Source organism: Pseudomonas extremaustralis, assembly GCF_900102035.1.
Lineage (GTDB): Bacteria > Pseudomonadota > Gammaproteobacteria > Pseudomonadales > Pseudomonadaceae > Aquipseudomonas > Aquipseudomonas extremaustralis.
The window spans coordinates 3,302,677-3,318,953 of sequence record NZ_LT629689.1; the positions used below are offsets into that span (position 1 = coordinate 3,302,677).

At 61.7% G+C, this 16,277-nt stretch carries 15 protein-coding genes; 3 read left to right on the plus strand and 12 right to left on the minus strand.

The annotated features are described in order from the left end of the window. Window positions 1-20: 20 nt before the first annotated feature. The 9 genes from pcaC to pcaR all read right to left on the minus strand — a co-directional run bounded on the left by pcaC (window position 21) and on the right by pcaR (window position 9,515). Window positions 21-413, minus strand: a complete 393-nt coding sequence (gene pcaC, locus BLR63_RS15160; RefSeq protein ID WP_010563599.1) for a 4-carboxymuconolactone decarboxylase — start codon at window positions 411-413, stop codon at window positions 21-23. Window positions 414-423: 10 nt separating this feature from the next. Next, complete coding sequence (gene pcaD, locus BLR63_RS15165) at window positions 424-1,215, minus strand: 3-oxoadipate enol-lactonase (RefSeq protein WP_010563598.1); 792 nt, start codon at window positions 1,213-1,215, stop codon at window positions 424-426. A gap of 10 nt (window positions 1,216-1,225) precedes the next feature. Continuing rightward, window positions 1,226-2,590, minus strand: a complete 1,365-nt coding sequence (locus BLR63_RS15170) for a 3-carboxy-cis,cis-muconate cycloisomerase (RefSeq protein ID WP_010563597.1) — start codon at window positions 2,588-2,590, stop codon at window positions 1,226-1,228. 10 nt (window positions 2,591-2,600) lie between these two features. Then, window positions 2,601-3,896: an MFS family transporter gene (locus BLR63_RS15175; RefSeq protein ID WP_010563596.1), complete on the minus strand. Its 1,296-nt coding sequence runs from the start codon at window positions 3,894-3,896 to the stop codon at window positions 2,601-2,603. A 290-nt stretch (window positions 3,897-4,186) separates the two neighbouring features. Then, on the minus strand, window positions 4,187-5,395 hold the full coding sequence (pcaF, locus tag BLR63_RS15180) for a 3-oxoadipyl-CoA thiolase (protein ID WP_193384738.1): 1,209 nt from the start codon (window positions 5,393-5,395) through the stop codon (window positions 4,187-4,189). After that, the gene (locus BLR63_RS15185; protein ID WP_010563594.1) at window positions 5,392-6,171 is read right to left on the minus strand and encodes a CoA-transferase subunit beta; all 780 of its coding nucleotides are present in this window, start codon (window positions 6,169-6,171) and stop codon (window positions 5,392-5,394) included. The genes pcaF and BLR63_RS15185 overlap by 4 nt, the downstream gene beginning before the upstream one ends. Next, window positions 6,171-7,028 (minus strand): CoA transferase subunit A, encoded by an 858-nt coding sequence (locus BLR63_RS15190; protein WP_010563593.1) that lies wholly within the window; start codon window positions 7,026-7,028, stop codon window positions 6,171-6,173. The genes BLR63_RS15185 and BLR63_RS15190 overlap by 1 nt, the downstream gene beginning before the upstream one ends. A gap of 161 nt (window positions 7,029-7,189) precedes the next feature. Continuing rightward, on the minus strand, window positions 7,190-8,530 hold the full coding sequence (locus tag BLR63_RS15195) for an MFS transporter (protein ID WP_010563592.1): 1,341 nt from the start codon (window positions 8,528-8,530) through the stop codon (window positions 7,190-7,192). 142 nt (window positions 8,531-8,672) lie between these two features. After that, window positions 8,673-9,515, minus strand: a complete 843-nt coding sequence (gene pcaR, locus BLR63_RS15200) for a pca regulon transcriptional regulator PcaR (RefSeq protein ID WP_010563591.1) — start codon at window positions 9,513-9,515, stop codon at window positions 8,673-8,675. 564 nt (window positions 9,516-10,079) lie between these two features. Between pcaR and BLR63_RS15205 the strand changes: the two genes are divergently transcribed. Both BLR63_RS15205 and BLR63_RS15210 read left to right on the plus strand, forming a co-directional pair. Then, complete coding sequence (locus BLR63_RS15205) at window positions 10,080-10,280, plus strand: hypothetical protein (protein ID WP_010563590.1); 201 nt, start codon at window positions 10,080-10,082, stop codon at window positions 10,278-10,280. A 313-nt stretch (window positions 10,281-10,593) separates the two neighbouring features. Next, window positions 10,594-12,069, plus strand: coding sequence for an inorganic phosphate transporter (locus BLR63_RS15210; protein WP_010563589.1), 1,476 nt, complete (start codon window positions 10,594-10,596; stop codon window positions 12,067-12,069). Between the two features lie 155 nt (window positions 12,070-12,224). Here BLR63_RS15210 and ccoM read toward each other — a convergent pair whose 3' ends face one another. The 3 genes from ccoM to BLR63_RS15215 form a co-directional block, all read right to left on the minus strand. Next, complete coding sequence (gene ccoM / locus BLR63_RS32195) at window positions 12,225-12,341, minus strand: cytochrome c oxidase subunit CcoM (protein ID WP_010563588.1); 117 nt, start codon at window positions 12,339-12,341, stop codon at window positions 12,225-12,227. A gap of 143 nt (window positions 12,342-12,484) precedes the next feature. Next, window positions 12,485-12,646, minus strand: coding sequence for a hypothetical protein (locus BLR63_RS31510; RefSeq protein WP_010563587.1), 162 nt, complete (start codon window positions 12,644-12,646; stop codon window positions 12,485-12,487). Window positions 12,647-12,824: 178 nt separating this feature from the next. Beyond that, entirely contained in the window at window positions 12,825-13,166 is a 342-nt protein-coding gene (locus BLR63_RS15215; protein WP_010563586.1) for a hypothetical protein, read from the minus strand. Window positions 13,167-13,384: 218 nt separating this feature from the next. Between BLR63_RS15215 and rapA the strand changes: the two genes are divergently transcribed. Further along, entirely contained in the window at window positions 13,385-16,231 is a 2,847-nt protein-coding gene (rapA, locus tag BLR63_RS15220; RefSeq protein WP_010563585.1) for an RNA polymerase-associated protein RapA, read from the plus strand. The last annotated feature ends 46 nt before the right edge of the window (window positions 16,232-16,277 follow it).

Consider the following 16,277-nt stretch of genomic DNA (forward strand, 5'->3'; position numbering starts at 1 on the left):
GTTCCCACCCGGAGCGCCGATCATTCGCGGGACTCGACCCCCAACTCATCCCACACCGACTCGGCCAGGTGAAACGTCGCGTTGGCCGCCGGAATCCCGCAGTAGATCGCGCTCTGCATCAACACTTCCTTGATCTCGGCGCGGGTCACGCCGTTGCTGGCGGCCGCGCGCAGATGCAGCTTGAGTTCGTCGTTGCGGTTCATGCCGATCAGCATGGCGATGGTGATCAGGCTGCGGGTATGCCGCGGCAGGCCGGGGCGGGTCCAGATGTCACCCCAGGCGTGGCGGGTGATCATTTCCTGGAACTCGCTGTTGAACTCGGTCAGGGCATTGAGGCTGCGGTCGACGTGGGCATCGCCCAGCACTGCGCGGCGCACTTTCAGGCCATCGGCGTAACGTTGTTTCTCGTCCACAAAAGACTCCTCAGCGGGCCAGCAGAAATTGAATCACCCGGTCGCTGAACGCAGCACCGGCCTGGACATTGGACAGGTGCGCGGCATAGAACTCAGCATACTCGGCGCCCTGCACATGCTCCTGGATAAAGTGGCTGCCGGCCGGCGGAGTGACGGCATCTTCAGTGCCGGCAATTACCAGGGTCGGCACCTGGATCGCGGCCAATTGCTCACGGAAATCGGCATCGCGCACCGCCGCGCAGTTGGCCGCATACCCTTGGGGCGACGTGGCCGCGAGCATGTCGGTGATCTGCTTGGCCTGGTGCGGGTTGGCCTGCGCGAAATCGGCGGTGAACCAGCGTGCAATCGAGGCATCGCGCAACGCGACCATCGCTGCCGCACCGTCGCGCAGGACCATTTCGATACGCGGGTTCCAGATCTCCGGCGTGCCGATTTTGGCAGCGGTGTTGCACACCACCAGGCGTTGCAGGCGCTCCCCGGCGTTGATGCCGAGCCACTGGCCGATCAGGCCGCCCATGGACAACCCGCAGAAATGCGCGCGCGGAATATCCAGCGCATCGAGCAGCGCGATCACGTCGCGGCCCAGTTGCTCGATGCTGTAGGGGCCCTCGGTCACCAGGGATTCACCGTGGCCACGGGTGTCGAACCGCAACACACGAAAATGCTCGGTGAAGGCGGGGATCTGGAGGTCCCACATATGCAGGTCGGTGCCCAGGGAGTTGGACAGCACCAGCACGGGCGCGCCCACAGGCCCATCCAGTTGGTAATGCAGTTCGCCCTCGGCGAGTTGTACAAAAGCCACAGCAATCTCCTCAAGCGTTCAATGCAAAGTGTTCGGTCACGGCGCGGGTGACCCAGGTCCGGGCCTGGCCCAGGTAGTGGGCCGGGTCGAGCAGGCGGTCCAGTTCAGTCGCCGAGAGCTCGGCGGTGATCTGCGGCTCGTCCGCCAGCACCGCCCGCAAATGGCGCCCTTCGGCAACCGCGCGTTTGCAGCAGTGCTCCAACAGGTGGTGCGCGGTTTCCCGGCCCAGGCGTTGGGCGAGCACGATGCTGACGGCTTCGGCCAGCACCAGGCCCTGGGTCAGGTCGAGGTTGTAGGCCATGCGCCCAGGATCGACTTCCAACCCTTCGCTCACCAGCAACGCCTGTTGCAACGCCCCGGACACCAAACGACAAATCTCGGGCAAGGTGTCCCATTCGGCATGCCACAGGCCCAGGCTGCGCTCGTGCTCCTGGGGCATGGCGCTGAACATCGTCGCCACCAACCCTGGCACGCGGGTCGCCGCGCTGATCAACACGGCGGCGCCCACTGGGTTGCGCTTGTGGGGCATGGTGGATGAACCGCCCTTGCCCGGCGCCGACGGTTCGAACACTTCCGCCGCTTCGGTCTGCATCAGCAGGCTGATGTCGCGGCCCAATTTGCCGAGGCTGCCGGCGATCAGGCCGAGCACGCTGGCGAACTCCACCAGGCGATCACGCTGGGTGTGCCAGGGTTGTTCGGGCAGGCTCAGTTGCAGCTCAGCCGCCAGGGCTTCGGCCACCGGTATGGCGTGTTCGCCGAGTGCCGCCAACGTGCCGGACGCACCGCCGAATTGCAGCACCAGAAGGCGCGGCTTGAGCTCGACCAGACGCTGGCGACTGCGCGTTACCGCGCCCAGCCAACCGGCGATTTTCATGCCCAGGGTGACCGGTGTCGCATGCTGCAACCAGGTGCGCCCCGCCATCGGCACCTCGGCATACCGCTGCGCCTGGGCGGCCAGGATGTTCCCCAAACGCGCCAGGTCGGTTTCGATCAACGTCACGGCCCGACGCAGTTGCAGGACCAGGCCGGTGTCCATCACATCCTGACTGGTTGCGCCCAGATGCACGTATCGCTCGGCCCCGGCATCGTCGGCGGCAATCAACTTGCCCAGCGCCTTCACCAGCGGAATCGCCGAATTGCCCGCAGTGGCAATCGCCACACCGAGGGCATCCACGTCGTACAGCGACGCCAGGCATGCCTGGGCAATCGGTGCGACGGCGGTCAGGGGGATCAACCCCACCTGAGCCTCGGCGCGGGCCAACCCGGCTTCGAAATCCAGCATGCCCTGCAGGCGTCCCTGGTCGCAGAACACCTCGGCCATGCTGTCAGCGGTGAAGTAAGCGTCGAACAGCTGATTGCTCGTGCGCAGTGTCATGACTCACCCCTTATAGATCGTGATGCAAGTACGCCGCCTGCTTGGGCAGGCGCAGGCTGAACAGGAAAGCCACCGCCATCATGCCGGTGACGTACCAGTAAAAAGTGTTTTCCATGCCCAGGGACTTGAGGCCCAACGCCACATATTCGGCCGAGCCGCCAAAGATCGCGTTGGCCACCGCATAGGCCAGGCCTACGCCCAGGGCGCGTACTTGCGGCGGGAACATTTCGGCTTTCACCAGGCCGCTGATCGAGGTGTAGAAACTCACGATGGCCAGGGCCAGGGTGATCAGCACAAAGGCCAGGAACGGATTGCTGACGGTCTTCAGGCTGAGCAGGATCGGCACTGTGCACAGGGTCCCCAACGCGCCGAACCAGAGCATCGAGTTACGGCGGCCGATCTTGTCCGCGAGCATGCCGAACAGCGGCTGCATGCACATGTACAGGAACAGGGCGCCGGTCATGATGTAGCTGGCGGTCTTGGCGTGCATCCCGGCGGTGTTCACCAGGTACTTCTGCATGTAGGTGGTAAAGGTATAGAAAATCAACGAGCCGCCAGCGGTGTAGCCGAGCACGGTGATAAACGCGGCCTTGTGGTCGCGGAACAGCGCGGCGATGCTGCCGGCGTCCTTGTCTTCGCGCATTTCCTTGCTGGTGGTTTCCTTGAGGGTACGACGCAGCAGCAGGGAGATCAGCGCCGCGATGGCGCCGATCACGAACGGAATCCGCCAGCCCCAGGCGCGCAGTTCGTCTTCGCTGAGGATCTGTTGCAGGATCACCACCACCAGCACCGCCAGCAATTGCCCGCCGATCAGGGTCACGTACTGGAACGACGCGAAAAAGCCGCGCTGGCCCTTGAGTGCCACTTCACTCATGTAGGTCGCAGTGGTGCCATATTCGCCGCCCACCGACAGGCCCTGGAACAGCCGCGCCACGAGCAGCAACGCCGGGGCCCAGGCGCCGATGTCTTTGTAGGTGGGCAGGAAGGCGATGACCAGGGAACCGGCGCACATCATCAGCACCGAGATCATCATGGAATTCTTGCGCCCGTGCTTGTCGGCCACCCGGCCAAACAGCCAGCCACCGATGGGCCGCATCAGAAACCCGGCGGCGAACACACCGGCGGTGTTGAGCAGTTGGACCGTGGGGTCGTCCGACGGAAAAAACGCCGGGGCAAAGTAAATGGCGCAGAAGGCATAAACGTAGAAGTCGAACCATTCGACGAGGTTGCCGGAGGAGGCACCGACAATCGCAAAAATCCGTTTGCTGCGTTCTTCTCCGGTGTAGTGACTGGTCGTTGTTGTCATGTTTTTTTTCACTCAGTGGGAACGGTTATTAGCCTAGACATACTTTGCAATAACCATGTTCCGCAAGCAGACATTTACAGAGATATCGCCTGCCCCCCATTCCTTGTAGGAGCGAGCTTGCTCGCGAAGTCGTCCAACACACCACGCTCCATCAGGAAACCTGCGTTATCGTTGACGATTTTCGCGAGCAAGCGCGCTCCTACATAGGGGCGCGTCAGTCGTTGAAGAACACCGCTTTCTTATCTGTGCCCTGCAAAATCACATTCCACTGATGCACAAGCGGTCTTCTCTTACTCCATGCGTTCAATCGCCAGGGCCAAGCCTTGACCGACGCCCACACACATGGTCGCCAGGCCTTTGCGGCCGCCGGTTTTTTCCAATTGATGCAGTGCCGTCAGCACCAGCCGCGCACCGCTCATGCCCAGGGGATGGCCGAGGGCGATGGCGCCGCCGTTCGGGTTGACCTGGGGCGCATCGTCAGCGATGCCCAGTTCACGCAGCACCGCCAGGCCTTGGCTGGCGAAAGCTTCATTGAGTTCGATCACGTCGAAATCGGTGACGGCCAGGCCCAGGCGCTCCACCAGTTTGCGCACCGCCGGCACCGGGCCGATGCCCATCACCCGTGGCGCGACACCGGCACTGGCCATGCCCAACACGCGGGCGCGGGCGGTCAGGCCGTGTTTTTTCACCGCGTCGGCAGAAGCAAGAATCAGCGCCGCCGCCCCATCGTTCACGCCCGAGGCATTGCCGGCGGTAACGGTCTTGTCCGGGCCATTGACCGGCTTGAGTCTGGCCAGGGTTTCCAGAGTGGTGTCGGCCCGTGGGTGCTCATCCTGATCCACCACGGTTTCGCCTTTTTTATGGGCGATGCGCACCGGCACGATCTCTTCGGCGAAGAAACCGGCGGCTTGCGCGGCAGCGGTGCGTTGCTGGCTACGCAGGGCAAAGGCGTCCTGGTCGGCGCGGGAGACGTTGTAGTCATCGGCGACGTTATCGGCAGTCTGCGGCATCGCGTCCACGCCGTATTGGGCCTTCATCAACGGGTTGATAAAGCGCCAGCCGATGGTGGTGTCTTCGAGCTTCATATTGCGTGAAAACGCCGCGTCGGCCTTGCCCATCACGAACGGCGCGCGGGACATCGACTCGACACCGCCGGCAATCGCCAGCTCCATTTCGCCACTGGCGATCGCACGAAACGCCGTGCCGATCGCGTCCATGCCCGAGGCGCACAGGCGGTTGAGGGTCACGCCGGGAATACTCTCCGGCAGGCCCGCCAGCAACAGCGCCATACGCGCCACGTTACGGTTGTCTTCACCGGCCTGGTTGGCACAGCCGAAGAACACTTCGTCGACCGCTGTCCAGTCCACCGACGGGTTGCGTTCGATCAGCGTCTTGATCGGCAGCGCCGCCAGGTCATCGGCGCGCACGCTGGACAGGCCACCGCCAAAACGGCCGATGGGGGTGCGGATGGCATCACAGATAAATACTTCGCGCATCAGGCTTCTCCCGGTGCTTGGCCATGGGCGGCGGCGGTGCGTGCTTCCAGATCACGCAAGGCCGTCAGCTCGACCTCGGTCGGCGCCTCGGTGGTGCTCACCTGGTCGGCGAAGCGAACCGCCCAACCGGTGGCGGCCACCACTTGCTCGCGGGTCACGCCGGGGTGCAGCGCGGTGACCACGAACTCATGGGTACCCTCCTCCGGCTCCATGATGCACAGGTCGGTAATAATTCCGACAGGACCGGCACCCGGCAGGCCCAGGCGCTTGCGCGAATCGCCGCCTTCGCCGTGGCCGACCGAGGTGATGAAGTCCAGCTTGTCGACGAACGAGCGCGACGACTGCTTGAGGATGATCAGTACGCTCTTGGCGGAACCGGCGATTTCCGGCGCACCACCGGCCCCCGGCAGGCGCACTTTGGGCCGGTGATAATCGCCGACCACCGTGGTGTTGATGTTGCCGAAACGGTCGACCTGGGCCGCGCCGAGAAAACCGACGTCTATGCGTCCGCCCTGCAACCAGTAGCGAAAAATCTCACCGGTCGGCACCACGGTGTCAGCGGTTTCCGCCAGCTCACCGTCACCGATGGACAGCGGCAGTACGCTGGGCTTGGCGCCAATCGGGCCGGATTCGTAGATCAGCACCACGTCCGGCGACGAGGTCAGGCGCGCCAGGTTGGCGGCCTTGGACGGCAGGCCGATGCCCACAAAACACACCGAGCCGTTCTTGAGGCGGCGCGCGGCGGCGACGGTCATCATTTCATTGGTCGAGTAGGTCATTACTTGGCCCCCTGCGCGGCGGCCAGCTTGGCCTGGAATTCACTGAAATCGGCGGTGCCGTGGATGTACTCGTCAATCCAGGCGGTAAACGTCCCACGGTCGCGGGCGATTGGGTCCCAGGCCTGGTAGAAGCGGTTATCCCGCTCGTTGTAGCCGTGGGCGTAGGACGGATGTGCGCCACCGGGTACATGACACACCGCCGTCAGCGCCCAGGTCGGCAGCACGCAGCTGTTCATCGGTGCATTGAGGTCATCGACGATTTCCTCGACGGTGACGATGCAGCGCTTGGCCGCCAGGGCCGCTTCCTTCTGCACCCCGAGAATGCCCCAGAGCAGCACGTTGCCCTTGCGGTCGGCCTTTTGCGCGTGGATCACGCTGACGTCCGGACGCACCGACGGCACCGCCGCCAGCACTTCACCCGTAAACGGGCAGGTGACGGTCTTGATCAGCGGGTTGACCTTGGGCAAGTCGGAACCGGCGTAGGCCCGCAGCACCGCGAAGGGCAGGCCCGAGGCACCGGCGACGTAGGCATTGGCCAGGTCGGCGTGGCTGTGTTCTTCGATCTCCAGCGGTTGCGGCCATTGCTTCTCGACCGCGTCGCGCAGGCGGTGCAAGGAACCCACGCCGGGGTTGCCGCCCCAGGAGAAAATCAATTTGCGCGCGCAGCCGGCACCGATCAACTGGTCGTAGATCAGGTCAGGCGTCATACGCACCAGCGTCAGGTCTTTCTTGCCCTGACGAATGATTTCATGACCCGCAGCTGTAGGGATCAGATGGGTGAAACCTTCCAGTGCGACGGTATCGCCGTCGTTCACGAATTGCTTCACCGCGTCACGCAACGCAAGAATTTCAGCCATGGGGTTGGGCTCCCGGTGTCGATCGAAAAAGGCGCTGAGATGGCGCCGAAGTGCTTGAAGGTTAAGCTGGGGACATGGGCCAAACAATCCGATAATCGACTCAGTGTTCGATTATCGAACGAATTGTTGTCTAGCTAATCTTCCTGTAAGCGGGGTCGCCTTCAGGTGGCGTCGGCGTGGCTGACCATGCCTTTGATCACCACGGCAGCCGTGGCCAAGGCGGCCGGAATCACCAGCGCCGTGAGCACCTGCTCGAAGTTCCAGCCCAGGCCCAGCAATGTGGCGCCCATCCAGGCGCCGAGGATCGCACCGAAGCGGCCGATGCCGAGCATCCACGACACACCGGTGGCGCGGCCTTGGGTCGGGTAGAAACGGGCAGCCAGGGACGGCATGGCCGATTGCGCGCCGTTGACGCACATCCCGGCGATCAGCACCAGGGTTGCCAACAGGGTAATGTTGCCCAGGCTCTGCCCCACCGCGTAGGCAAACACCCCGGCCAGCAGGTAAAAGGTGCCGATGACCTTGTGGGGATTGAACCGGTCCATCGCCCACCCCACAGCGACCGCGCTTAACACCCCACCAAATTGGAACAACGCGCCGATGAATGCAGCCTGTTCCATGCTCGCGCCGCTGTCGCGCATCAACGTCGGTAGCCAGCTGGTGAGCAGATACACAATCACCAGGCCCATGAAGTACGTGAGCCACAGCAGCAAGGTGCCGGCGCTGTAGGTACCGGAGAAGATCACCGCCAATACGTTGCGCGCCTTGACGGTTTTTTGCTCGGGCACACTGAAACCCGTGGCCTGGGCGACGATGCCGGGGTCGATGGGCGACAAGGTTTTGCGCACCTTGTCGGTCCCGCGGTTGCGCACCACCAGAAAGCGCGCCGACTCCGGCAGCCACGCCAGCAGCACCACCGCCAGAATCAACGGCAGGATGCCGCCGATCATCAACAAGGCATGCCAGCCGAACGCCGGGATCAGCTTGGCTGAGATAAACCCGCCGCCCGCCATCCCCAGGTTGAAGCCGCAGAACATGCTGGTCACCAACAGCGACTTGTGGCGTTCGGGGGTGTATTCGGAGAGCAAGGTGGTGGCGTTGGGCATGCCGGCGCCCAGGCCCAGGCCGGTGAGAAAGCGCAGCACCAGCAATTGGTCGACGTTGCTGCTGTAGGCCGAAGCCAGGCTGAAGGCACCAAACACCAGCACCGCACCAACCAGCACGACCTTGCGCCCGAAGCGGTCAGCCAGCGGGCCGGAACCCAGGGCGCCAAACACCATGCCGATCAGCGCGGCGCTCATCACCGGACCGAGGCTGGCGCGGTCGATGCCCCAGTCCTGGGACAGCGCCGGCGCGATAAAGCCCATGGCGGCGGTGTCGAGGCCGTCGAGGAAGACAATCAGGAAACACAAGATCACGACACGCCACTGGTAGCGTGACAGCGGTTGGGCATTGATGAAGGACTGCACGTCCAGAGTGGTACCGACAGAAGGCTGATTCATTATTCTTATTTCCACACCGATGGCGGGCCAACGACCTGGGGTCGTCATTATGGTTGGAGCGCCAGAGCGCTGCCGCACCTTAATGAGCCAGGGGAAACAGCGTCAATTCATCCGACCCGTATCTGTGCGATCACCGAACAGCTTAGGCGAACAGCTGCGCGCTCAGCTCACGGCTGGCACTGAGCATGCTCGGCAGGAAGCGCTGTTCCAGCTCGCTGCGGCTGACCCGCCCGGCATGGGTGCTGACGTTGAACGCGGCCAGCACCTGGCCCGAGGCGTCATACACCGGCACGGCGATGGAGCGCAGGCCCTGTTCCAGTTCCTGGTCGACGATGCACCAGCCCTGTTGCCGCACTTGTTGCAGGCATTCGAACAAGGCTTCGGGGGTGGTCAGCGTACGGCTGGTCTTGGTTTGCAGGTCGGCGTGGTCGAGGTAATCCTGCAACGAAGCGTCGTCCAACGCCGCGAGCAGGATGCGGCCCATGGAGGTGCAATACGCCGGCAAGCGTCCGCCCACCGACAAGTCTACGGAAATCAGGCGCTGGGTGGTGGCCGAACGGGCGATATAGAGGATGTCGTCGCCTTCGAGGGTGGCCATGTTGCAGGCTTCGTGCAGTTGCTCGCTCATGCGGTCCAGGTACGGCTGCGCCGAGACCGCCAGCGGCGTGGACGACAAATAGGCATGACCCAGGGTCAAGACTTTGGGCAACAGCGAATAAGTGCGCCCATCGGTGGTGGCGTAGCCGAGTTTGATCAGGGTGTGCAGGCAACGGCGCACGGCAGCGCGGGGGATTTCCGTGCGGTGGCTGATCTGGGCGATGGTGAGGTGGCGCTTGCGTTCCTGGAACGCCTGCACCACGGCGAGGCCACGGGCCAGGGAAGTCATGAAGTCCGGATCACCGGTAAATGCCTGGATACGCTTGGCCGGTGAGGCAACGATCGGCGGCGCCGCTGACGCAAAAGAGTTGCGCAATTGATCGTTCATGTCGGGTTCCTTTCTCTTATTGTCAACCGCAAGGGAGGTTTGGCCGTCATTACAAGCCGCGTCGACCGGGATGCACAAGGCAAGGCCGGCAACATTGTGCGATTATCGGACGATCATTCGATAATCGCAATTTGGCAATCTCACCGCCCGGTGCACCCTATCAGCGCGCGCCTGCAAAGTTTCAGCGCGGTTTTATAACGCCGATAGTTAGGTGGAACTTATGACGTCAAATTTTCCACCCATACCGACGACCTCGCGTAACAAAACCCTCACACAACGTTGACGCTTTTTAACTTTATGCCGATAGTGTTATTCAAATGCGCCGTTATAATGCACCCTGTGTGTGGGTCCGCCCGGTTTCATCACCGGGACCGAAGCCCACCAGGTGATGCACAGGCTGTGCATGCCGATAAAAATAACCGGCTTCGAATGACAGCACTTAACACGTGTTCGCTCGCGCCTAGTTCAAACTTGAACACCGCAAGGGTTCAACTTTGAATAGCCCGAGGGCGGCATTCGGGCATAACACTGCAATGTAATTACTCAACTCAATTAGGTAGCAATGTGACGAAAGATGAACTGCGCGCGGAACTTGAGCGCCAGGAGCAACGTTACAAGGAAGTTTACGGCGGGGAAGTCACCACCTACGCCGCCCAGCCTGAACCTGAGCGCAAACCATGGCGCAAACGAGCTAGCCTGCTCGACCAGGCATTCGCCCAGGAAATCCAAAAGATTGAACAGGAACTCAAAACCGAAGAGTCATAAGCGACTCGGTTGGAGCCCCAAGGTTCGGCCTCGGTTGCTGGCATGTAGCTAGCGACCGGCTACCTTGCATTTCACTGCCGTCAGTGAAATTTCATACAAATGTTTCAGAGATGACGTTTGGGTGACAAATTCCTGTCCCTCGCGCCCTCCGCTTTATAAATCAAAGACTTGCCAAAGCCCCAAAAACCCTGGGATGCACGCCTTTCCTGGCTGTTTTTTCATTGAAGAATGTTACCGATGAGCAGCTAGTGCATCGATTACCAAGGTTTTCTGGCATAATCGCGCCCCCTTACGACCGGGTCAGAAAACCTTCATGATCGATTTATTCAGCGGACTGGATGCTTGGGTTCTAGTGAGCCTGTTGCTCGCCCTGGCCTTTGTCCTCGCCTTCGAGTTCATCAATGGCTTTCATGACACCGCTAACGCGGTGGCCACAGTCATCTATACCAAAGCCATGCCGCCGCACCTGGCCGTGTTCTTCTCCGGGGTATTCAACTTCCTCGGCGTATTGCTCGGTGGTGTCGGTGTCGCCTATGCCATCGTGCACTTGCTGCCGGTGGAGTTGCTGATCAATGTGAACACCGGCCATGGCCTGGCGATGGTCTTCTCTTTATTGGCCGCGGCGATCACCTGGAACCTGGGCACCTGGTACTTCGGTATCCCCGCCTCCAGCTCCCACACCCTGATCGGTTCGATCCTCGGTGTCGGCCTGGCCAATGCACTGATCAACGACATCCCCCTGGCTGACGGTGTGAACTGGCAGAAAGCGGTCGATATCGGCGCATCCCTGGTCTTCTCACCGATGGCCGGCTTCCTGGTCGCAGCCCTGGTACTGATGGGCCTCAAGTGGTGGCGTCCGCTGTCGAAGATGCACAAGACCCCGGACCAACGCCGCAAGGTCGACGACAAGAAACACCCGCCGTTCTGGAACCGTCTGGTGCTGGTGATTTCCGCCATGGCCGTGAGTTTCGTACACGGCTCCAACGATGGTCAGAAAGGTATCGGCCTGATCATGCTGGTGCTGATCGGTATCGTGCCGGCCCAGTTCGTCCTCGACCTGGGCAGCACCACTTACCAGATCGAACGCACCCGCGACGCCACGGTGCACTTGAACCAGTTCTACCAGCGCAATCACGAAACCCTGGGCGAGTTCCTGGCCCTGGGCAAAAGCGTAAAGGATGATCTGCCGGGCAAGTTCCGCTGCAACCCGCAGCAGACCGAGCCCACTATCAATGCGCTGGTTGACACCCTGAAAGGCGTTTCCGACTACCACTCGCTGAATGCCGACCAACGCATTGAGGTACGCCGCTACCTGCTCTGCCTGGACGACACCGCGAAAAAAGTCGGCAAATTGCCAGGTCTGGATCCGCGCGAGAAGTCCGACCTCGACAAATTGCGCAAAGACCTGACCGCCACCACCGAATACGCCCCGTTCTGGGTGATTCTCGCAGTCGCCATGGCCCTGGGCATGGGCACCATGGTGGGCTGGAAGCGTGTGGTACTGACCATCGGTGAGAAAATCGGCAAGCAGGGCATGACCTATGCCCAAGGCATGTCGGCCCAGATCACCACGGCCAGCATGATCGGCCTGGCCAATATCTTCAGCCTGCCGGTATCGACCACCCACGTACTCTCGTCGGGTGTGGCCGGCACCATGGTCGCGAACAAAAGCGGCCTGCAAAGCGGCACCGTCAAGACCATCCTGATGGCCTGGGTATTGACCCTGCCGGCGACCGTGGGCCTGTCGGCCGGGTTGTTCTGGTTGGCATCCACGGCGTTGGGCAACTGACAACCGCGGTTGAATAACAAAAAAGGTGCGGCTTCGATGAAGACCGCACCTTTTTTTATGCGCCTGTATTAATGAGCGTCGTTAAATAGCAGGCAAAAAAAAGGGCGACCGAAGTCGCCCAAAATGCCTTGCGTGCTCATGTAATCTGGAAAAACCTATGGTTTTTTACGCTTGTTCGCGTCTTTCCAGATAAAAAATCCAAACCCTACAAAAAACAACACCATGAGGCCTACAGTCAGCACTCCGGCGAACACCACATTGTCGATAAACATGACCGGCCTCCTGGACTTGCCTTGTTGCGATAGGGCTAAGTTAATGGAGAAGGCGGAATGGAAAATTGACGCGGATCAATGTCGCCAGCAACGTGGCGTAAAGAAGGGCAATAACTGACCTGCATCAATAGATACAGGCTGTTTCAACGCTTTTTGGGTTTGTTTTTCGACTTTTTCTTAACTTTGCCCAGTGGCATCGCTTGCTCAAATGCCTGGCGCACTTCATTCAGGCGCTTGTCATTGAGGTCATGCACACGCTTGGCACGTTCGGCATTCAGGTCGATCAGCTTGTCGTCGTCGCTCATGGCTTGGCTTACTACGTCGTGGCGGGAATGGCTCAATAATGCAACGTCCCCCACTCCACGGCAAATCAGCCGCGGCGACACTGCTGCCGAAGCGTTGAACCCAGGAAGTGTCGTTTGCTTTGCTGGCAAGGTCGGGTGAACGTGTCACGGAAACGCTATTGGGCGGGGGATTGCGCGATTAAACCTCGACATCCACCCACAGGCCCTGGCGCGGCGCGTCTTCGATCAACGGCACCACCGGCACGGTATTGTCGGCGTTGAGCACATCGCCAGGAATCGCCAAGTGCTCCTCCGGGTCTTCATCGGCTTCGCGTCGACGTTTCTGTTGTTCCTGCTGACGGCGTTGTTCTTCACGCAGCAGAAAGGTCGACTGCTCGGCATCACCCTTTTTCAGATCGATCGTGCTTTCGTTGGAACCCGCCTGAACGGGCACCACGGGCGGGATATCCGGTTTCGGGCGCACCGGATCGAGCTGTGAGGTGACCGGCACGACGCTCACGGGCAGCATGGGTGGAAACATAATAATTATTCTCCTGATCAACAGGCTGTCGGCGGGTTGCAGGGCGACTTGAGCGCTGGCTCGCAAACCTGTGACCCAGTCGACACTGACAAGTGCCCGCCACCCGTCGATTCAGCTGTCGAGCGCCCCTGCAAGGCAGTAGTTTTTGTCAGAGTCCTTGGGCGTGGGGCCTTGTTCCGTTAACATAGTCGGCTTTTTCACGGCGGGAGTCAGGCAGCATGGCGCAGCAGTATCAACCGGGGCAACGCTGGATTAGTGACAGCGAAGCAGAGCTGGGGTTAGGCACCGTTCTGGCACAGGACGGTCGCTTGTTGACCGTGCTCTATCCGGCCACTGGCGACACGCGCCAGTATGCGCTACGGAATGCGCCCCTCACCCGCGTGAGGTTCTCGCCGGGTGACACCATCACCCATTTCGAAGGTTGGAAAATGACCGTGCAGGAAGTCGACGACGTCGATGGCTTGCTGGTGTATCACGGCCTCAATGGACAGAACGAGCAGGTCACCCTGCCGGAAACCCAACTCTCCAACTTCATCCAGTTCCGCCTGGCCAGCGACCGCCTGTTCGCCGGGCAGATCGACCCGTTGGCCTGGTTTTCGCTGCGTTACCACACCCTGGAACACACCAGCCGTCAGTTGCAGTCCTCGCTGTGGGGCCTGGGTGGCGTGCGTGCGCAACCGATCGCGCACCAACTGCACATCGCCCGGGAAGTCGCCGACCGTATCGCGCCTCGGGTATTGCTGGCCGACGAAGTGGGCCTGGGCAAGACCATCGAAGCCGGCCTGGTAATCCATCGCCAACTGCTGTCGGGCCGCGCCAACCGTGTGCTGATCCTGGTGCCGGAAAACCTGCAACACCAATGGCTGGTGGAAATGCGCCGCCGCTTCAACCTGCAGGTCGCGCTGTTCGACGAAGAACGTTTCATCGAAAGCGATGCCGCCAACCCGTTCGAAGACACCCAGTTGGCCCTGGTCGCCCTGGAATGGCTGGTGGACGACGAGAAGGCTCAGGACGCGCTGTTCGCCGCCGGCTGGGACCTGCTGGTGGTCGACGAAGCTCACCACCTGGTCTGGCATGAAGACAACGTCAGCCCCGAGTATTCGCTGGTCGAGCAACTCGCCGAAGTGATTCCGGGCGTACTGCTGCTCACCGCCACCCCGGAACAACTCGGCCAGGACAGCCACTTCGCACGCCTGCGCCTGCTGGACCCGAACCGTTTCCACGACCTGCAAGCCTTCCGCGCCGAAAGCGAGAACTATCGCCCGGTGGCCGAAGCCGTGCAGGAGCTGCTGGACAAGGGCCGACTGTCGCCTGAAGCGCACAAAACCATTCAGGGCTTCCTCGGCAACGAAGGTGAAGCGCTGCTGACCGCCGTCAACGATGGCGACACCGAAGCCAGCGCGCGCCTGGTGCGTGAGCTGCTCGATCGCCATGGCACCGGCCGCGTGCTGTTCCGCAACACCCGCGCCGCCGTGCAAGGCTTCCCGGAGCGCAAGCTGCACGCCTACCCGCTGCCGAACCCGGACGAATACCTTGAGCTGCCGCTGGGCGAACACGCCGAGTTATACCCGGAAGTCAGCTTCCAATCGCAGCCGGACATCGAAGAAGACAACCGCTGGTGGCGCTTCGACCCACGGGTCGAGTGGCTGATCGACCAGCTGAAAATGCTCAAGCGCACCAAGGTTCTGGTGATCTGCGCCCACGCCGAAACCGCCATGGACCTGGAAGACGCCCTGCGCGTGCGCTCCGGCATCCCGGCCACGGTGTTCCATGAAGGCATGAACATCCTTGAGCGTGACCGCGCCGCCGCCTACTTCGCGGACGAAGAATTCGGCGCCCAAGTGCTGATCTGCTCGGAAATCGGCAGTGAAGGCCGCAACTTCCAGTTCTCCCATCACCTGGTGCTGTTCGACCTGCCGGCCCACCCCGACCTGCTGGAACAGCGGATCGGCCGTCTGGACCGGATCGGCCAGAAACATGTGATCGAACTGCACGTGCCCTACCTGGAAACCAGCCCGCAAGAGCGCCTGTTCCAGTGGTACCACGAAGCGCTGAACGCATTTCTCAACACCTGCCCGACCGGCAACGCCTTGCAGCACCAGTTCGGCCCACGCCTGCTGCCATTGCTGGAAAACGCCGACGACGACGATTGGCAAGCCCTGATCGACGAAGCCCGTGCCGAGCGCGAGCGTCTGGAGCAGGAACTGCATACCGGTCGCGACCGCCTGCTGGAGCTCAACTCCGGCGGCGCGGGTGAAGGCGATGCATTGGTTGAAGCGATCCTCGAACAAGACGATCAGTTCGCCCTGCCGATCTACATGGAAACCCTGTTCGACGCCTTTGGCATCGACAGCGAAGACCATTCGGAAAACGCCCTGATCCTCAAGCCCAGCGAAAAAATGCTCGACGCCAGCTTCCCCCTGGGCGACGACGAAGGCGTGACCATCACCTACGACCGTCACCAGGCGCTGTCACGGGAAGACATGCAGTTCATCACCTGGGAACACCCGATGGTGCAGGGCGGCATGGACCTGGTGCTGTCCGGTTCCATGGGCAACACCGCCGTGGCGCTGATCAAGAACAAAGCGCTCAAGCCGGGCACCGTGTTGCTGGAACTGCTGTACGTCAGCGAAGTGGTCGCCCCGCGCTCGCTGCAACTGGGCCGCTACCTGCCACCGGCCGCCCTGCGCTGCCTGCTGGATGCCAATGGCAACGACCTGTCCAGCCGCGTGTCGTTCGAAACCCTCAACGACCAACTGGAAAGCGTACCGCGGGCCAGCGCCAACAAGTTCGTGCAAGCCCAGCGCGATCAACTCACCCCGCGGATCAACGCCGGCGAAGAGAAGATCACCCCGCGCCACGCCGAGCGCGTGGCCGAGGCGAAACGCCGCCTGGCGGCCGACACCGACGAAGAACTGGCACGCTTGACCGCACTGCAAGCGGTCAACCCGACCGTGCGCGACAGCGAACTGGTCGCCCTGCGCCAACAACGTGAGCAAGGCCTGGCCATGCTCGACAAGGCCGCGCTGCGACTGGAAGCGATCCGGGTGCTGGTGGCGGGCTGATTACTGCTCTGCCCTGCTAAAAAGAAGGCCCGCGCAATGCGGGCCT